The sequence below is a fragment of the Candidatus Rhabdochlamydia porcellionis genome (assembly GCF_015356815.2).
In the GTDB taxonomy this organism is placed as follows: domain Bacteria; phylum Chlamydiota; class Chlamydiia; order Chlamydiales; family Rhabdochlamydiaceae; genus Rhabdochlamydia; species Rhabdochlamydia porcellionis.
In genome coordinates this window covers 488,325-505,568 of the sequence record NZ_CP075585.1, presented here as the reverse complement: position 1 = coordinate 505,568, position 17,244 = coordinate 488,325, and the positions used below count along the sequence as shown (strand labels likewise).

Sequence of the window (17,244 nt, the reverse complement as noted above, 5' to 3'; positions counted from 1 at the left end):
CTTAGCTGTTTATTTTAAAAGTTACTTTATTATACAATGTTAATTTGTTATCTTTAATTATTTAATTTATGACTATTACTTACTCAAACTTTCCTAATCACCCTGTGCTTCTTCATTCTAAAGAAGAGTTACACAAAAACCCTGCTAATTTTGAAAATAAAAAAAAACTATACTATTTAGCTGCAACTGTATCAAGTTTAGTTGCAACAGCTTTTTTCCTAAGCTTTATTCCTCTTCAAACAATGATGCTTCCTTTCTGGTTATCCCTAGCAGGGACTATTACTGCTCAGTCTGCTGGAGGATTACTTGTTAAAATAGCCGGTAATATGATCCAAAATGCACAAGAAGCGGGAAAAGTCTCTAGTGGCTTGAGAGAAATGCAAAGCATATACCAAATATATCAAGAAACTTCCCTTTCTGAGTCTGAAAAAGTCATAATACCTCATTGTTTACTTGCTAAAAAAGAATATATAGAAGTAGAAGCACACCTACAAGAGCTAATACAAGATACTAATCTTTCAAATCCTAAATCTAGATTAGAAGAAATTATTCAACTCCAACACCAAGTATTGCTTTTAAAAATAGATCTATGCTTCAAAGTTGCTCTATTTGATACAGTTGCTGCAGGCAATCTCAGTTACCTTATAGAAAAAAAAGATTTACTAACTATCTCTAATCAAGCTCCTTTGCAAAGGAATCAAATCCAGGGATTAAATGCCACCTTTTCTACTAAATTTAGGATAGAGCCTTTGATTTATTTTAGAAATGCTTCTGAAGCTCTTTTTGGAGACTCTGCAAATCTTAACTATGATACAGTAGCAAAAATGTCTCTTGAAAGCTTAAGACATCATATATCTACTCTTATTCTTTATCAAGTTAATCCATTGAGTAACCAAAGCATAGCTCAACCAGAAAAATTCTGAAGATTTAGAATCTCCAGTTCAAACCCATATTTATCTCATTTATCGTTGCGCCTTTTCCAAATTTACCTTGATAACCTAAAGAAAAATCAAAGCATTCTCGATAGGCAGCCGATACTTGTGCCCCAACAAGAACTTGGTTCATTGTTTTGTGAAAGCCAGGGACTGTAAAATTGGGTCGGCAAAATGTATCATTGCGAAATTTAGTAGTATAGTGATTTCCTGTTAGGGGAGTAGTTCTTAACCAGCCCACATTAACACTAGGAACCAAACATACATTGCAAAACAACCATTCTCTGGCAAATTTTGCATTGACCAAAGTACGGAAAAAAGAAGAATAGCAATTTTCTACATCAAGATTAATCACACCAGCACTACTTTCTGTAAACCTTGTCTGGAACATGTTAAATTGATCTAACCTGATCTCAGGTTGAAAGAGAATACCTGATTGATTAAGTGGCCCAAGTCTTAAACCCACAAGGAGCATCTCTGAAATATCCAGGTAGTGGGATGAGAGTCTGCTTTGCGAGAATATCCTGGAAATTGAATTTTTCGACTGACATCATAAAAATTGCCTACGCCTAGCACAAGAAAATCTAAATAAAAATCTTTGTAATTGTATTTCAAATAAGGGCCTAAGTACGCAGAATTTGCATTAGCTCTTCCTCGTCCCCAGTTCCAGCTAAGATGAGTATGGGTATATCCAATACCCACTCCTATACTGAGATCATCCACTACTAAACCATCTATACCTGCAGAAAATCCATAAGTATGATCGTTAAAACCAGGAGTCTCATGTTGATTGTCTTGAGTATAGATAAAACCTATAGGACTCAGCCAGATATTTGTAGTAGCCTCTATTCCTTCACAACAAGGAGGGTTTTGCCCTACTTGTGGCCCAAAAAAAGTAGAAGCTACATTGTAGTTATTTTCTAATTCTTCTAAAGCAAATGCTGCAAATGGAACAGGGGTTAATGTATTTAGCGCTTCTGGATAAGCCGTCGGAGAAAGAGCTGTTAAGGCCTCTGCTAGATTAACAAGATCTTGATTGTTAAAATCAAAAGAGGTGCAGAAGAGGTAATCCGCAACTGTTCTTGCATTACCGCTTAAGTCTGAATTAGGCACAGGAGTAATAATAAAAGGAGATACGATCAGAAAAGCACTGGTTGGAGAATAATTCACAGAGTAAGGTATAGGGATATCGCTAAAATTACTGCTAAACACACCTGTTACGCTAGCTGCTGTAAGAAATGTGTAAATAGTGTTCTCTGGATATACTCCAACTTCTGGAATAATATGCAAGGATCCATCTAAAGTTGCAGCTCCTGTCACATCGAGCAAATCAGTTGCTCCATTAGGGGCTATCTCTATAACTAACTGTCCATTGGGAAGCTGGGTATAGTTTCCATTGACTGTAAGCGTCTCGATAGATTGTCCAGGTGAAACAAATCCTGCATTAACTAAGTTACCAACTGCTCCTATACCTCCTAAAGTAGCATTCGCAGCCACATTGACAGAACCTTCTATCATCCCATTAACAAGAAACATCCCGTCATTAACATTTGTATTTCCTGTACAGGTGTTCATTCCTGTAAACATCAGCATGCCACCACCTTGCTTAGTAAATGATCCGTTAGTTCCTTGAATAATCCCTGAATAGCTTGTATTATTATCCGATCCTTCAATAAGCTCTTTAGCTCCTAAGTTAATCATACCAGCTCCGCTTAAATCCCCTATTGTTTGAGAAGGAGCAGTAATGCCGCTTATATCAAAAGTTCCTGCATTTATGATAACATCCCCTGTAGAGTTTAAAGCACCAGCTCCTGAAAGAGCTAACGTCCCTGCATTAATAGTCGTTCCTCCAGAGTAGGTATTGGCTCCTGTTAGAGTGAATATCCCGCTGCCTTGTTTAGTAACTCCACCAGTTCCTTGAATGACTCCTGCGTAAGTGGTGCTATTAGAGGCCCCTGCTATGAGCTGTTTGGCTCCTAAGTTAATAAAACCAGCCCCACTTAAATTTCCTATTGTTTGAGAAGAAGCAGTAATGCCGCTTATATCAAAAGTTCCTGCATTTATAACAACGTTTCCCATAGAGTTTAAAGTACCAGCTCCTGAAAGAGCTAATGTCCCTTCATTAATAGTTGTTCCTCCAGAGTAGGTATTGATACCTGCTAATGTGACTTTACCTGCATTTTGCTTGATGACAGCTCCCATTCCGCTAATTACACCTGCGTAAGTACCTGTGCCAGGTTGATCGAATATTACGGTGCTAGCATTTGCAATGTTCCCTTGTAAACTCATAGTATTTCCCTGCAATACCCCAGCTGTAACATTTGTCCCTCCAGAGTAGGTATTTGCTCCTAGTAAGATAAGCAAACCCGCTCCATTTTTTGTAAGAAGTAAGCCTGGGCCACTCCTTGGATTATCACCTGTAGGTAATGTATTTGCACTAGTATCGCCAATAGACCCTGAAAACGACATGGTTTGAGCGGAGATTGGGTTAAAAATGAGTGTAGTATCCCCGTCCGCTCCATTAGTGATCCCGAAAAAATCTTGCCCAGCAGACCCACCACCTGGTTCTCCTCCTGCGAGCGCACTACCTGTTGTTTTGGTGTTCCCTAGAACAAGGACAGACCCAGCACGATTAAAGATAGCCCCTCCAAAGCCAGCTCCTCCTCCTCCGACTAAGCCAGTAGTTCCTCCATTTCCTGCTCCTATCCCACCTGTTCCAGCTGAAGAACCGCCTCCACCTCCACCGCCAAAACCACCATTTCCTCCTGGATTCCCTGACGCGACTCTACTACCTCCACCTCCACCTCCGCCAAATCCGCCATTTCCTCCTCCTATATTAGATTTTTCTCCTGAGCCTCCACCTCCGCCACCAAAACCACCATTTCCTCCCGGGGATCCACCTCCCCCACCATAGCCACCATCCCCTCCCTTTTGTCCACCACCAATGGATGTAGCTCCACCTCCACCTCCGCCGCCAATGCCACCATTTCCGCCCATACCTCCTTCTCCACTTCCAATTCTACCACCCCTCCTCCTCCTCCAAATATACCACCTGAGCCTCCTGTTTCTGTAGAGCCTGCTGAACACGCTGGTGATCCGGTGCCTGCTCCTCCTCCTCCTCCTGGGGAGCTAGGTGCACAGCCTACGCCTCCTCCGTTTCTTCCAGTACCCGTACCAGAACCACCACCACCACCTCCTCCACCAATTCGTAAGCCTTTAACTACACCTCCGGCCCCTCCTGCTATTCCATTTCCATTACCTGTTCCGCCAGTTCCTCCGGAAGAGCTTACACCAACACCACCACCACCGCCACTACCGCCATTAGCCACTTCATCTCCAACACCTCCATTGCCTCCTCTTCCTAAAGCTCCGCCACCGCCACCGCCACCACCGTTTATTCCCAAGTCCTCTATGCTACTTGTTCCACCAGTACCTCCATCACCTCCTAATCCTCCACCTCCACCACTTAAAGTCCGAGACCTACCTCTTGTTCCTCCTTTCTCTCCCATTCCTCCTCCTCCGCCAGAGCCTAGGGCAAGACCTCCTTCTCTTGAACCTCCTAGCGCAGTACAGCTGTTAAATGTAACATTATTTATGGTAAGATCCGCTTCGTCGTTAAAAATACCTCCCCCTGCTCCCATTCCTCCTCCTCCTCCGTTGATGCCTCCATCATTGCTGGTAGCAGATGTATTGCTTAAAGTGATATTTTCTAATTTGACATTCCCTTGCCTAATAAAGAATCCTCTATACAAATTATTCCCATTAATTACGATCTGATCTCCATTATTGATACCATTAATAGTTACTGTATTCGTATTTACAAGGTTAACTATAGGAAGCGATTGACTCAATGAAATGGTTTTGCTGCTACTTGGAACATTGAATGTGATATTAAAAGTATCAGTTGTAGATATGGTTTGTGTATTGATGTAATTCAGACAACCACGAAGATCCCCCGATGATGATGTAGAACTGCCAAAAGTAAAAGTACCAGCTGCACTAGATGCATTATCCCCTGGTACGTTAACAACTAAATTTTGTGCCGCATATAATGGATATGTTAATAACGTTAAAGATGTGAGCAAAAATTTAATGTATTCCATGACCTAACCCTTCCTTAACTGCGATTTAGAATTTATTTGTAAAAACCTTGTGTTCCAAAGTTACACGAAAATCACTTTCTTACCTGAATATATTATATAAATAATTTATTGTTATTTTCGTATAAAAACTTAAAATCATTTATAACTTATTCATCTTGAAACAAAGAGAGAGAAACTAGTAAACTTCTGCATAGAAAATGCATGGACTGCGCATACTTGAAAGGTCTAATCCCTCTAAAAAGAGGGAAACCTCTTGGTTTATTGACCAAGAGATTCGCTTTCCTTCAAAAAATGTTAGGTTTAAATTATCTTATTGAGGATCCGCACACAAGGAATCAGCCTTTACCTGTTCTTCCTGTTTGCATAAAGAATCAACCTTTGCTGGTTCTTCTTCCCATTTTAGGAATTTTTTCACAGACTCTCTGGAAATCAGAAATTGGTTTTCAGAAATCTTAACTAATTTTTGAAGAGCAACTTGATTTACCTCGTCTAAAGGGAAAGAGTCCGTATCTAATTCAAATGGGATGTGAAGAAAATTCTCTTTTAACAAAATACGAGATTGATGAACAGATGCATTGGCAGGTGCATCGAATATTTTTTCCATTAACCTTCCTTTTGTAAACCATTGTACAGCTCCCCACTTTTGACTTTTTTTCCCGAATGCAATACTCTCACTTTTATCTTTACCTGTACCTAAAGATAATATTTTGATGTTTTCTATTGCATAACCGGCTTTTATTGCCTCTATTAAGGCAGAAACTGCGGGGTTGGAAGCGATTAATCCTCCATCTAGAAAAAAAGTATTCGCAGGCACACTATACGTTGGTGGAAAGTAAGTAGGTGCTGCGCTTGTTGCATCAGCAATATCAGCTACACGGGTTTGAAGGGTTATGGGATTTTGGGTAAACGTAGAGAAAAAATAAGAGAAAGCATGGATAAAGTCATATGCACTTACAAGCACTGGTTTTTTCGCTAAAGAAAGCGTTTTATCGCTAAAAAGATCCTTAAGCACGGATAGCTTTCCCTTCCCTTTATATTTAGGAGATAAAATCATCGGAAGAAAAAACCAGGAATTTTTCGAAAAAACTTTTGATATAGTCCTTTTACTATAAAGATTGAAAATCTCTGATGCATTTGACCTATTCACAGCAATCATTAATGCATGAATGCCTCCAATACTTATCCCACTAAAAAAATCAAATAACTCAAAAGTCGAAGTATTCATCTCTTTTTCTAGAAGTTCGAGAAACTTTGCCTGAAGAATTCCTCTTGTTCCTCCTCCTTGCATAACAAGAATGAGTATTTTTTCTCTTTTACTATTCATCATTTGTGACCTCGATCTTGTGCAATTTTGTGATTTATTTGCTAACAACCATTGTTAGAGCTTTCTATCTCATATTATTTTCTTAACAGTTAAGACAAGCTAAATTACAAGGTTTTTAGAGCTAGTTTCTAACCAAAAAACCTAAAAAATGAAGCTTTAATTTTTCATTATTTAAAATATTAACCAACCAACTTTGCTCGAATCGCAGTTTCACAAGCCTTTATTCGCAATGGAGAACCAAAAGATCCATCAGAGTTCTCATAACGGTCAAATGTTTTAATCTCTCCAAACTCTTGAATAAAGCTATCTTTGCTGTATCCTAGAAAGTAACCTTCTACTGCGTGTAGAGCATCAAGATGAAAAGGACAAGGAAAGGAACAGATCATAAATTCTGTGACTGTGTTTGAGAATCTCGTAAAGCGATTTTTTTGACTAATCTTAACATCAGTAATTTCATAAAAGCTTTTTAGCTTATTCGTAATTTCTATTCCTGCAATTCGTTCTTGGGTTGATAAATCATCAAAATAAGAGCGTTGTCCACTAGAACATAAAACTTTTTTCAGTAGCTTATCTAATGAAGTTGAGCCTTCATAGCCAACTACTGTAACTACTCTCTCTCCCCAGAAAGTGACATGACTTTGGGCGCTTGAAAGCATCTGATTTATATTAGCTAGCTCATTGGAGAAATTTAATGAGTCAATATAATTATCAATTTCCATTATATAACCCTCCGTAGCAGTTTATGCCCTTCTTGTTACGGCAGAAAGTGTAATGAAAAATATGAATTAGTTTCAAGATCGTTCCAATTTCCAGCTGCCTATATGAAGTAGACTAAAAACCCTTACATTAAAGTATCTCACCAAGAACATTTAGAAAGCCTTTACTTTATCAATTTAACCCATTGAACAATTAGGATATACATAGAGCACGAAAATATAGCTACTAACAACCCTTTTCCTCCAGCTACCCGATAATTACCGGTTAAATTCTTATGATAGCGACCTATCCAAACCATTAATGCAGGGATAACTCCACTAAGCAGCGCATCACCAAAGCCTCCAGAAATCTCTAAAGACAATACAAAAGCATTGGAGAAAGCTGTTGCAAAAAAGATTACAGGAAGAATCACCAGCGCCCCAATATAGAGTTTATGTGAGATCTGTTGTTGTAGTTTCAAACTATCTCGTAAAAAGTCAAATAACCCAAGAGCTATCCCTAAATAAGAAGTAACTAAAGCAAAGAAGGCAAAACTTTCAGCTAGAGTAATAAAATAGGGATTAGAAACAATAGCATAGAGAGCTTCTGTAGCTGCTTGGCCTTTAGCAAAAGCCTCTTGCAGCCCATCAGATCCTTCCAAAGGAACACTGCCAAGAACAATCCATTGCCAAATAGCATAAGCACAAAAAGGAATTGTTGTTCCCAAAAGGATCGCAAAGCGCAAACTTTTAGGATCCCGATGCAAATAGGGAGTGAGTGTAGGGATAATCATTTGATAACTGAAAGTGGCTAAAAGTAGAGGAAACGCTCTTCCTAAAGAAGCCCATTGTTGTTGGATCAAACGATGCACACTCACTTCTTTAAACCCAAAACCAACTAACCCTATGTAAGATAGAATCATACCAGCCATTAGCAAAACATTTATTCTACTAATTTTTTTAGTACCTAAATAAATCAAAACTCCAAACAGCAACCCAAACAACAGACAGCCAGAGCCATAAGTCATACTAGTACTAAAAAAAGTCTTTATGCCCCTAGTTAAAATGACGGCTCCTCCGCTGTTATAGGCAATTAAAGAGGCATAAGCCATGAATAAATAAAGAACTACACAAAACCATTTACCTATTTTTCCTAGTAAGTGCGAGGCTATAGTCATTATATGAGCACCTTCTGGCATCCAAAGATTTGCCTCTACAAGCAATAACCCCGATATTGTCATAAAAACCCAAGTCAAAGCCATAACCAGCAAAGAAGGAAAAAAACCCATTTGAGAGGTTTCTACAGGCAAAGCTAACATCCCTCCGCCCACACAAGTTCCAGAAATTAAAAAAGCAGCTGACAGCAAGCGCCCTTTAGATACAAGATAAGAAGATGTAGTTATAGTCATAAAATAAAATGAGATAAAATTTGATCTAATGTAATACTTTGCATTAAACAAAGCAAATATATTAGCGGTATAAACATTGAATAAGTGCAGATGCTGCAACAATACGCAGAGTCTGAAAAGGTTCTTTTAAAATCTCTAATAGAAAAGGAATAGAGCTAACATCTCCAATCTGCGCAAGAGCTTCTAAAATAGTAATTTTTATTCTTTGATCTACATTTGAGTAGACCTTTTGCAAAACATCTACAGCTACTGGATCGCGATACATCAGTCCTAAAACCAAAGCCGCCTGCATACGCACTTTTTCATCTGGATCATCGAGTAGAGAACCTACAAGCTCACCCGATTTTTCATCTCCTTCTTGAAGCAGAACTGCTGCTGCTGCTGTAAGGCTCCAATCTTTTTTTTGCAAAAAATCCTTCGTGAGTTGCAATGCTTTTGGGTACTGGACAAAATGCAAAATGGATAAGATATCTAGCCGAGCCAACTGATCAACTATCTGAGGGTAATTAGGAATGGTTTCTATATGAGTTACATCGCTTGGAATGATCGGAGAAAATAAGGAATGGGTTTGTTTATCCCACATCCACAAACCTGATTTTTGAGACATAATAGAAAAAATTGTATCAGAGGCAATAGTTGTATGTGCACGTTGCCCGATTAACCCTATGCATAAATTCAAACGCACATAAGGATCTTTTGCTTTATGGATACTTTTAAAAGCTAAATCTACACCAAATCTTCCACTTGCAGCAATAGCTGCTGCTGCCAAACGCTGCCACTTAAGATTCTCTGATTGCAACCAATAGCCAAGAGTGGTCTCACCCGCTTTTTCTTGATTGATTAATAATAAATATCCTGCGGTAATGGCTACGAGTGGAGAAGAGTCTTTTACACAAACCTCTACTATATTTTGGATAGATTTTTTTTCAATGCATTTGACACGCAGAAGAGCCAGAGCATTTAATGCTGATACACGTACCTCTGCTGAAGAATCATGTAATAACCGCAATAAAAGATCACTATCTTGAATCCTTTCAAAATGAGCAATAATTTCTGCTCCCAATTGACGTAAAAGAGATTTGGATTGCGTAATTAAGCCTTCTAATTTTTGTCGGCTGATTTGATCGGACATTTCCACTATAGCTATCATAGCTGCTGTTTTTTCTTCTACCAAGCTGTAAGGATCTTCAATAATTGCTTGCAGAGGCTCTATAAGCTCATGGATTCGTAAAACTCCAACAGCTCGAATCGCTTCTAATCGAACATACCAAACTTTTTCCCGTTTAAGCAAAGCGATTAACTCTTCTTTAAAAACCTCATCTTTGAACTGAGTACATAGCTTAATGGCACTAGAGCGCAGTAGGGCATTAGAATCTCTCATTCCTTTGAGCAACATCGGAATAGCTTTAGAATCTTTTGTTAAAGTAGCCCCAATCAAAGTATTAAAGCGCACAGAAATCTGCGTTGCAGATTGTCCTTTGTTAAGAGCGCTCCAACTAAGCATTTCGATCAAATGCCTTTCTTTTTTATAATCTTGCACGGAAGGACAAAGGTAACACCATTGATCCCACGCTTGCATCTCACTACCAAATTGACACAAAGCGTAGAGTAGAGCCTTGTGTAAAATAAGAGAGTCAGGAAAGAATTCTATGGCTTTTTTGGCCTCTTGAATCGCCTGTAAATCATCGCCTATCAATAGATGAGAATATATGCGTTTCTCTAGTTTTTCTTCTGTAAGAGCAAAAGAAACAGAAGAAAATAGAAGAAAGAAAATGAGATAGCGCATCATGCTAGAAGACCCAATCTTCTTCCTCCAATTAAATGAAAATGAAGATGAAAAATGGTTTGGCCAGCTCTTTCTCCATTATTTGTCGAAAGTCGATATCCTTCTTCTATATGATATTTTTTAGCTAAGTCTTGTGCTAGAGAAAAAATCTCCTGAATTAATGACCAGTCCTCAGAAGCTATCGATTGAAAATTAGGGATTTCCTTTTTTGGCATAATGAGAATGTGAATGGGAGCTATAGGATGCAAGTCTTCAATGGCTAAGATACGTTTATTTTCAAACACAACGGTTGCAGGTAGTTCTTTCCGAATGATTTTAGCAAATATTGTGCTCATAATAAGACCGTTTTAATATATACTCCAATGCTTTAAAAGCATCCTCTTTAGTCTCCCAAACGGAAATAAACCTTCCCTTATGACAAAAAATAGCCCCCGAAATAGAGGATGCTTTTTTTAAATCCTCTTCTAAAAGACCAGCCCATTCTTCTGGAAGTGAAAGCCGCACTTGCATACGTTTTTCCATACAAGGAGGAATGCCCCGCAATTTCCAATGTCCAAGAGAAGGCATAATTACAAAGAGTGCGGGATGCTTTTCTCCTCCTAACTCAAAAAAAGATTCCATCCAAGGCATTGCTTCTTCGAAGAAAAGATATTTTTGATTAAGTGTCATTGCCTGAGCCACTTTTTCACGACACACCTGGATATAGCAAAATCTTTCTAAAAGTCGCTTTAAATGTCCTTTTACAAAGCTAAATGCCTCATGAAAAGCAAGGTCTTGCGCATGAGCATCGTAAACAACCGGCACAAAATTGCTAATTACTTGAGAAAAATTACAAACACCAAATTCTGGAGTTATTTTGCCATTGTCATGCGCATCTACTCCTGCTATTAAAGAGCTGTTTAAAAAATCATAGACCGCTCTACATAGTTTTTTTTGATCTAGTAAATACAGTAAAACCATTCCCGCACTGCTCAACTCTCCCTTATAATCTATTTGATGATGATCAAAGCGTTTGGAAAAAGGATCGTATATACCTCCCACATCACAGACATATTCACACAAAGCCAGTTTTTGTAGATTGCGAGTGCGCACAATCTTGGTTTCATCTGCCAAGTCAAACAGAACAAGCAAAGCACAAGCGGTTACCTCGTCAGCATGAAAGGTCCCATCATGAATTCCAATACTTTTTTTAATCATAATCAGCATCAATAAAGCAAATTCTAAATGTATCACTAGCAAAATTAATTCTCAAGAACTGCAAAAGAACTACCGATTAAAGCCTAAAATCTGCTTCACTAAAAAAAAAGCATGAGGCCTTTTTTTCATGGAAAGTTATCTTTTAGCACATCATTACGATCTTGTTACTCCAGATGGCCTAGTAACAAAAATGAATAGACCTTCTTCAGAACTGCTTAATGTAGAGATCCAGATCCAAAATATTTCTCCTGCATTTGTAGGATTTCGAATTGATCCTGTTCATATTACCTTTAACCTAAAAAGCACGCTAGCACAGTTGGGGCTTAATGCTGTTTTACAAGAAATAGATCTACAGGAAAAAAACGCTTTTGCTATAGCAAAAGTGCAACTACAAGCCTATGGAAAAATTGCTATTGCTTTGTTTGATTTTATCCAGCAAGGATCTTATATAGGAAAACTATTTGCTGCTGATCCCAGACGAAGAGTTCGCGATCCTGATTACCTGATGCGCATGTTTGGGCGCAGTGACCGTAAAGGGAGGCCTTTACTTTCTTTAAGTGGTCCTAAAGGAAGAGATGAGCTGCTATTAGAAAAAATTGATGGTCGTACAGTAGCCTTTTTACCATTGCAAAACGGCGTTCTTAGTTACGATGAAAAAGCGATCTTAGGACTGCTCCCCACTTTATCAAAAGCTCTCATGCACTCTTCTTTTCGCTTGCGAACACTCATCCAGCTTGATCAAACTTGGATGGCTGGTGCTAAGCGACAAGTACAAGAAAATCAAATTCTACTGGTTCGAACAGCCCCTCTTCACATACGTACAGCATTTGGCAAGGTGGTAAATAAACTTTTACCTCAAGCAGTTACACACACAACCGCAGATGTTCTAGAGCCAGATACAACAGCATCTGGCGATGTATACGAGTTATTCGGCTCTTCTCAAGAAGATGTATCGATTATCCCCATTGAATTTTACACTTTAGAGCCACACCGCGAACATGTGTTTTTTACCGATCGCGATCAACTGCAAGATTGCTTAGAAGATTCTTCTAAACTTTTTCAAGCTTTTAAAACCGCGCCTACCCCTTCTTCCCATCGAGCTGCTGTTTTTATCGTTAAAGGGGAACAGTTATTAAATCTAAAACCCAAAGATTGGATTGTAAGAGATACTCATAAAAACCCTTTTCCAGGACTTTTTCATCCTTCTGAACAGGCCTTTCTAGTGCAGAACTATATTGAACAGCAGGCCTGTTATCTCTTTTTAAAATATATTGAAGATGGCTTAATTACCAGCCAAGGTATTTTGTTAACCCGTTACTTCCCCTCTCCTTTAATGAAAAGAATGCTCTTAAGCAACTCCGTTCAACGTTGCTTAAAAGGCATCTTCTTTAAAACACCTTCTTTAGCTTATGGGAATTTCTTTTCTCATGAAGATAGATCCCTGTTGCTTGACCTTGCCAGCTTTGGTATCCCAGTTTATTGGGTAGATGATGCGACAAACAAGGTGCTACAATATACTCCAAAACCAGGAAAAGATTCAGGTATGTTCGTTCCTCAGCCACTTGTTAATGCATTTATTAGATCTACGACATTTGGCATATATGGGTCTACTCTAGTTACTGGCGCTTTTGAAGAGGAGTTAAGCTCTTTATTAAAAGGCTTAATACAAATGCGCTCTTTTCTAAATCACCCTCTTTTAAATGCAAATACTCCTATTGCTTTAGTAACTGGAGGAGGCCCTGGTATTATGGAAGTGGGAAATAGAGTAGCTGAACGGATTGGTATTTTATCCTGCGCAAATCTTGTGGACTTTCGCAATAGTAATAATCTCAATATCCAAGAGCAAAAACAAAACGCCTACATTGAAGCGAAAATGACCTATCGCTTAGATCACCTTGTGGAAAGGCAAGCGGAATTTAATCTAGATTTTCCGATCATCTTACCGGGAGGGTTTGGAACTGACTTTGAACAATGTTTAGAAGAAGTCAGAAGAAAAGTAGGCTCTATTGCACCCACACCTGTTCTTTTATTCGGAGATTCTCATTTCTGGAAGCAAAAAATCACCTCTCGTTTTCAATCAAACTTAAAACTAGGTACCATTAAAAAGTCTGAATGGGTCAGCAATTGCTTTTACTGCATACAAAATGCTACTCAAGGACTTAAAATATATGAACAATACTTTTCAGGTACATTGCCTATTGGTTCAGAATATCCACCTAGTCCTGATGGTTTTGTAAGCATGACTTAGAAGCCCCAAGAAAGCCCTATTCCACCGTATTCGGTGCGTTTTTTAAAAAACTGTCCTTCATAAGAGTAGCCGTCATGATATTCCACATAAATACGCATCTTACGACCTACTCCTTGTAACTTACTAATTTCGTATCCTAACTTCATACTTACATCAAAATTCCAATCTCTGACTTGCCAGTTTTCTACATGGATAGCAAAAAATGGTGTTCCATATAAAAGATGGTAATACAATTTACTACCAAAAACCCTTAATTCCGCCCCGTATTGGACATATAGCGTTTTCATATTAAAAGAGGGATCGCTATGTAGAACGACCCCGGGTCCAAAATATAGACGCAAATGACTAGAAACTTGATAGGAGCTGAAAAAATCAATTGCTTCCATGCTAGGGTTTCTTCTGTGTTTTAAAAACTCAGAGTGATTGCATAAAAACTCATCTCCCAAATGAGAAGAGACATGGTAGATTCTTAAACGAAAAGACCAACTGTTCAAAGCATATGTCAAAGGAATTCCCACAAGATAATCGGTATTGATTAGCTCACACCATCCCCTACCATGACCTAAAGAATCAGAATAGTTAAATACAGACCAAATACCCGCTTCTATACCGATTTGCAAGTCTCCTTCACAACGAAAGACATTCAGCCAACGAAAAATCGGGAAATCATCTCCTAGAGAAATAGCTGCAACATCATGACCGATTACTCTATCTCCCCAACGAACTGCTACGGAATTAACCGGTTGCCTTGGGTTCGCTATCAAAGGAGCAAATAAAACAGTAGACTGAGGAAACCAAATTCCATTTAAACGGGGTTGTTCTACATAAGCTTCTCTAGCTTCTTCCTCTGCTTCTGATAGATCTGCAACCTCTACAGACTCTACACCTGGTAGATCATCTACAAAAGAGATGATACTTTCTGACAAAAGATCATTATTAGGCAGATTTGCTAGATAAACCTTATGGTTTTTAACAATGACAACAACTTGATACTCATAATAATGCACATCGATTAATGCTTGAATGTATCCTTCTAAATAAGGATCTGTGGCATCAGCAAAAGTATCAATTAATAAATTATCCGTTCGTGTTAAGATATCTGTTCTAATTTTATCTATTTTGATCGCAACCATCTCTTCTTTTTCTTCCGATGCTTGCAGAGAAAAACAAGTCAATGCAGAGCTAATTAGTCCCAAACGCCGTAATTTCATAAATCAAATCATACTCCAAAAGACTTTTGTATAGCGAATTTTCTGTTTCTATGCAAACTTCAGATTTTATATTTTAAATAGCCTATCTAGATTTTCCCTGTAAACCTATAAAATCCTTGCAATGTTAGCCAAATTTTGGCTATCATTCAGGCCTTTTTAGGGGCAATAGCTCAGTTGGTTAGAGCAGCGGACTCATAACCCGTCGGTCCCTGGTTCAAGTCCAGGTTGCCCCACTTCTTCACAAGTATCTATGAGTAGGTTTTAGCTTGACTTAAGTCCAATAATCCACTCTAATTTTGTTTTGACGGTGCAACACAATAGAATAGCAATTAAAGACCAGTATCTCTTTCTAGTTCTTGTTTTTGAAAAATCATGTAGTTTGCAGGGTGCTTAAAAAGGGGATCTTCTGTAGATATTGGTTTTGTTTCACTATCGTTGCAGTAGTGCCAATTGCCTTGCTTCCAAACTACAGAAGTCCAATGAATTTGATGATGATTTTGTGAAAATCCGACCAATTTGTAATTACAATTTTCTGAAGGTTTTTTGAATAAAGCAGTAAAATCAATTATCTGATCCTGCTCGGGTTTTACAACGTGATTATCTACCCTAACAACTAATATTTCAGATGCAGAGCCAACAATTTTCTGCATTTCTTTATAGCGAGATACGAATATCTCGCTTTGAGAATTAGAGCCTTCTATTTCTACTCGCCATTTATCATCCGAAGAAAGCTCTCCATCAAGAGCTGTTTGATATCCATTCACGATATCTTGAAGCAAAGCACCAGGCAATTGTAAATAAAAGACTCCCTGAGGAGTTGTTTCTACTTTTCTGCTAGCCTCTATAGACTCTCCATCATCTTTTACAGGCACTCTTGTTATTTCTAACTGGAAACCCTCACCTAACACATGAAGGATCAATTCAAAAAATTGCCCTGCATCTTGAAAATTTCTCTCTTGGTCTCTGTCAATAAATCCACCTTCTAATAGTCCTGCTTCAAAAATTTCTCTGCGTAAAGCTCCAACTTTATGGCCCAGATTTGTTGTCGTTTCTTTATTTGTCCAGCTTTGAAAAAAAGATTTAAAAGAAGCGAGAATCTTTGTACGTGCTTCAAAGCTGTCTTTCGGTTCGGGGGCTGCGCTATCTGGAATGATTTGTGCAAAATTTCTTACAGCTAGAAGAGATTGAAGAGCAGAATTTATATAGCAAGTATTACCTACATTTGCTAAGCCCTTAATAACAGTTTTGTCTTGGATTTTCTCTTGAAGCTCCTTTAAAGAGTTTGTTGTTCGATCGATTAATTTAGAAATATGGTTTTTTAACGCTTCTTTCTTTTCTGGATACTCCGCATGTTCATTTTTTATTTCAACTAATAAATTAGACAAAGATCTTTGGATTTCCTGAAACTCTGCTATTAAAAATGACAGCCCTTGGACGCTATTCCATTTATCGTCATCAACAGCTTTGTTATAAGAAAAAAGAAAGAACTCCCAGAAGCTTGCTTTTTCTACAATCGAAAAATTTTTTTGACTAACTATGGATTCATACTCATCTTCCGATACAATATGAAATTTATGAGTAAGTCGGAAGGAGGCTTTTGCTATAAGCACGATCAAAGGAATAATCACAGTCATGTAAGAGATAACTTTAATGACACCAAGAATAACTTGTTTTACTCTGCTTTGGTCTTGATTTTTTATGACCCTTACAGCCTGGCTATCATCTATAATCTCTCTAGAGATAACAAATACAGATTTGCCGCCGAGATAAAAATAATCATCAATCCCTTCCTGGAAATGCTGCTTGAATGTTTTTTGTTCTCCGAATCGAATAGGTGTAAAAAAACTTATACTACATACCATAGCAATCTTCTTAATTTTAATAATACTTAATTATATTACACATGATATTAAAATTAATAATAAAATATTTTTAAATAAAAAATATATAAAATTCTTGATTCTTCCCAATAAATAGACTAAAAATTGATGCAGAACATTATATACTGGAGAATACAGAAAGGGCAAGAGTAGACTGGAAGCACGCCGATAAAGGCACAATTGACTCAGAGGATCATAAATATGATTTAGAAGGTGCTGTTTCAGAAGGTAATACTGGTCGAAGAAAGTGGAAAAATCAATCAGAGATAGAGGGATTGAGATAACGTTTGCACGCCTCCAGCTTCATCATTACCGCGCCTGGGGAAGAGCTAGTTTTTTTACATACTTCTTTAAGAGTGCTGCTCTATTAGAAGAAGCTCTCTTAAATCCTTTCTATCTTTTTTCTGCTTAACCAATGTAACTAACATAGGAGGAATAAAGCTAGGCATTTTAGGAAGA

The 17,244-nt window shown here is 38.1% G+C and carries 13 protein-coding genes and 1 tRNA gene; 3 read left to right on the top strand and 11 right to left on the bottom strand.

The genetic code is table 11. From position 1 onward, the window contains the following. Positions 1–68 precede the first annotated feature (68 nt). Positions 69–923, top strand: coding sequence for a hypothetical protein (locus RHAB15C_RS02345; protein WP_194844920.1), 855 nt, complete (start codon positions 69–71; stop codon positions 921–923). Positions 924–927: 4 nt separating this feature from the next. On the opposite strand, the gene RHAB15C_RS02340 is transcribed toward RHAB15C_RS02345, so the two are convergent. From RHAB15C_RS02340 to RHAB15C_RS02300, 9 genes are all read right to left on the bottom strand, one after another. Then, on the bottom strand, positions 928–1,398 hold the full coding sequence (locus RHAB15C_RS02340; RefSeq protein WP_194844919.1) for an autotransporter outer membrane beta-barrel domain-containing protein: 471 nt from the start codon (positions 1,396–1,398) through the stop codon (positions 928–930). Next, positions 1,389–3,401, bottom strand: coding sequence for an autotransporter outer membrane beta-barrel domain-containing protein (locus tag RHAB15C_RS02335; RefSeq protein WP_220716069.1), 2,013 nt, complete (start codon positions 3,399–3,401; stop codon positions 1,389–1,391). The genes RHAB15C_RS02340 and RHAB15C_RS02335 overlap by 10 nt, the downstream gene beginning before the upstream one ends. 362 nt (positions 3,402–3,763) lie before the next feature. Further along, positions 3,764–5,035, bottom strand: a complete 1,272-nt coding sequence (locus RHAB15C_RS07315; RefSeq protein ID WP_220716068.1) for a hypothetical protein — start codon at positions 5,033–5,035, stop codon at positions 3,764–3,766. 310 nt (positions 5,036–5,345) lie between these two features. After that, positions 5,346–6,362 (bottom strand): patatin-like phospholipase family protein, encoded by a 1,017-nt coding sequence (locus RHAB15C_RS02325; RefSeq protein WP_194844917.1) that lies wholly within the window; start codon positions 6,360–6,362, stop codon positions 5,346–5,348. A gap of 176 nt (positions 6,363–6,538) precedes the next feature. Further along, on the bottom strand, positions 6,539–7,078 hold the full coding sequence (locus tag RHAB15C_RS02320) for a hypothetical protein (protein WP_194844916.1): 540 nt from the start codon (positions 7,076–7,078) through the stop codon (positions 6,539–6,541). A gap of 161 nt (positions 7,079–7,239) precedes the next feature. Further along, positions 7,240–8,463 carry an amino acid permease gene (locus RHAB15C_RS02315; RefSeq protein ID WP_194844915.1) on the bottom strand — a complete coding sequence of 408 codons (1,224 nt, stop codon included), beginning with the start codon at positions 8,461–8,463 and terminating at the stop codon, positions 7,240–7,242. Positions 8,464–8,524: 61 nt separating this feature from the next. After that, positions 8,525–10,252 (bottom strand): HEAT repeat domain-containing protein, encoded by a 1,728-nt coding sequence (locus tag RHAB15C_RS02310; RefSeq protein WP_194844914.1) that lies wholly within the window; start codon positions 10,250–10,252, stop codon positions 8,525–8,527. Beyond that, complete coding sequence (locus RHAB15C_RS02305) at positions 10,249–10,584, bottom strand: HIT domain-containing protein (protein WP_194844913.1); 336 nt, start codon at positions 10,582–10,584, stop codon at positions 10,249–10,251. Before RHAB15C_RS02305 ends, RHAB15C_RS02310 begins: the two co-directional genes overlap by 4 nt. After that, positions 10,565–11,449, bottom strand: a complete 885-nt coding sequence (locus RHAB15C_RS02300; protein ID WP_350339545.1) for an MYG1 family protein — start codon at positions 11,447–11,449, stop codon at positions 10,565–10,567. The genes RHAB15C_RS02305 and RHAB15C_RS02300 overlap by 20 nt, the downstream gene beginning before the upstream one ends. 124 nt (positions 11,450–11,573) lie before the next feature. Between RHAB15C_RS02300 and RHAB15C_RS02295 the strand changes: the two genes are divergently transcribed. Further along, positions 11,574–13,694 (top strand): LOG family protein, encoded by a 2,121-nt coding sequence (locus RHAB15C_RS02295; protein WP_194844911.1) that lies wholly within the window; start codon positions 11,574–11,576, stop codon positions 13,692–13,694. On the opposite strand, the gene RHAB15C_RS02290 is transcribed toward RHAB15C_RS02295, so the two are convergent. After that, entirely contained in the window at positions 13,691–14,905 is a 1,215-nt protein-coding gene (locus RHAB15C_RS02290; RefSeq protein WP_194844910.1) for a DUF1207 domain-containing protein, read from the bottom strand. The genes RHAB15C_RS02295 and RHAB15C_RS02290 overlap by 4 nt on opposite strands. Positions 14,906–15,064: 159 nt before the next feature. Here RHAB15C_RS02290 and RHAB15C_RS02285 point away from each other — a divergent pair. Beyond that, positions 15,065–15,138, top strand: a tRNA-Ile gene (locus tag RHAB15C_RS02285). 96 nt (positions 15,139–15,234) lie between these two features. Here RHAB15C_RS02285 and RHAB15C_RS02280 read toward each other — a convergent pair. Then, on the bottom strand, positions 15,235–16,767 hold the full coding sequence (locus RHAB15C_RS02280; RefSeq protein WP_194844909.1) for a hypothetical protein: 1,533 nt from the start codon (positions 16,765–16,767) through the stop codon (positions 15,235–15,237). Positions 16,768–17,244: the final 477 nt, after the last annotated feature.

Excerpts from the sequence above, each read along its gene's own strand:
- RHAB15C_RS02320 (WP_194844916.1), bottom strand. The coding sequence starts at position 7,078 with ATGGAAATTGATAATTATATTGACTCATTAAATTTCTCCAATGAGCTA.
- RHAB15C_RS07315 (WP_220716068.1), bottom strand. The coding sequence starts at position 5,035 with ATGGAATACATTAAATTTTTGCTCACATCTTTAACGTTATTAACATAT.
- RHAB15C_RS02295 (WP_194844911.1), top strand. The coding sequence starts at position 11,574 with ATGGAAAGTTATCTTTTAGCACATCATTACGATCTTGTTACTCCAGAT.
- RHAB15C_RS02345 (WP_194844920.1), top strand. The coding sequence starts at position 69 with ATGACTATTACTTACTCAAACTTTCCTAATCACCCTGTGCTTCTTCAT.
- RHAB15C_RS02315 (WP_194844915.1), bottom strand. The coding sequence starts at position 8,463 with ATGACTATAACTACATCTTCTTATCTTGTATCTAAAGGGCGCTTGCTG.
- RHAB15C_RS02310 (WP_194844914.1), bottom strand. The coding sequence starts at position 10,252 with ATGATGCGCTATCTCATTTTCTTTCTTCTATTTTCTTCTGTTTCTTTT.
- RHAB15C_RS02305 (WP_194844913.1), bottom strand. The coding sequence starts at position 10,584 with ATGAGCACAATATTTGCTAAAATCATTCGGAAAGAACTACCTGCAACC.
- RHAB15C_RS02335 (WP_220716069.1), bottom strand. The coding sequence starts at position 3,401 with ATGTCGTTTTCAGGGTCTATTGGCGATACTAGTGCAAATACATTACCT.
- RHAB15C_RS02280 (WP_194844909.1), bottom strand. The coding sequence starts at position 16,767 with ATGGTATGTAGTATAAGTTTTTTTACACCTATTCGATTCGGAGAACAA.
- RHAB15C_RS02325 (WP_194844917.1), bottom strand. The coding sequence starts at position 6,362 with ATGATGAATAGTAAAAGAGAAAAAATACTCATTCTTGTTATGCAAGGA.
- RHAB15C_RS02290 (WP_194844910.1), bottom strand. The coding sequence starts at position 14,905 with ATGAAATTACGGCGTTTGGGACTAATTAGCTCTGCATTGACTTGTTTT.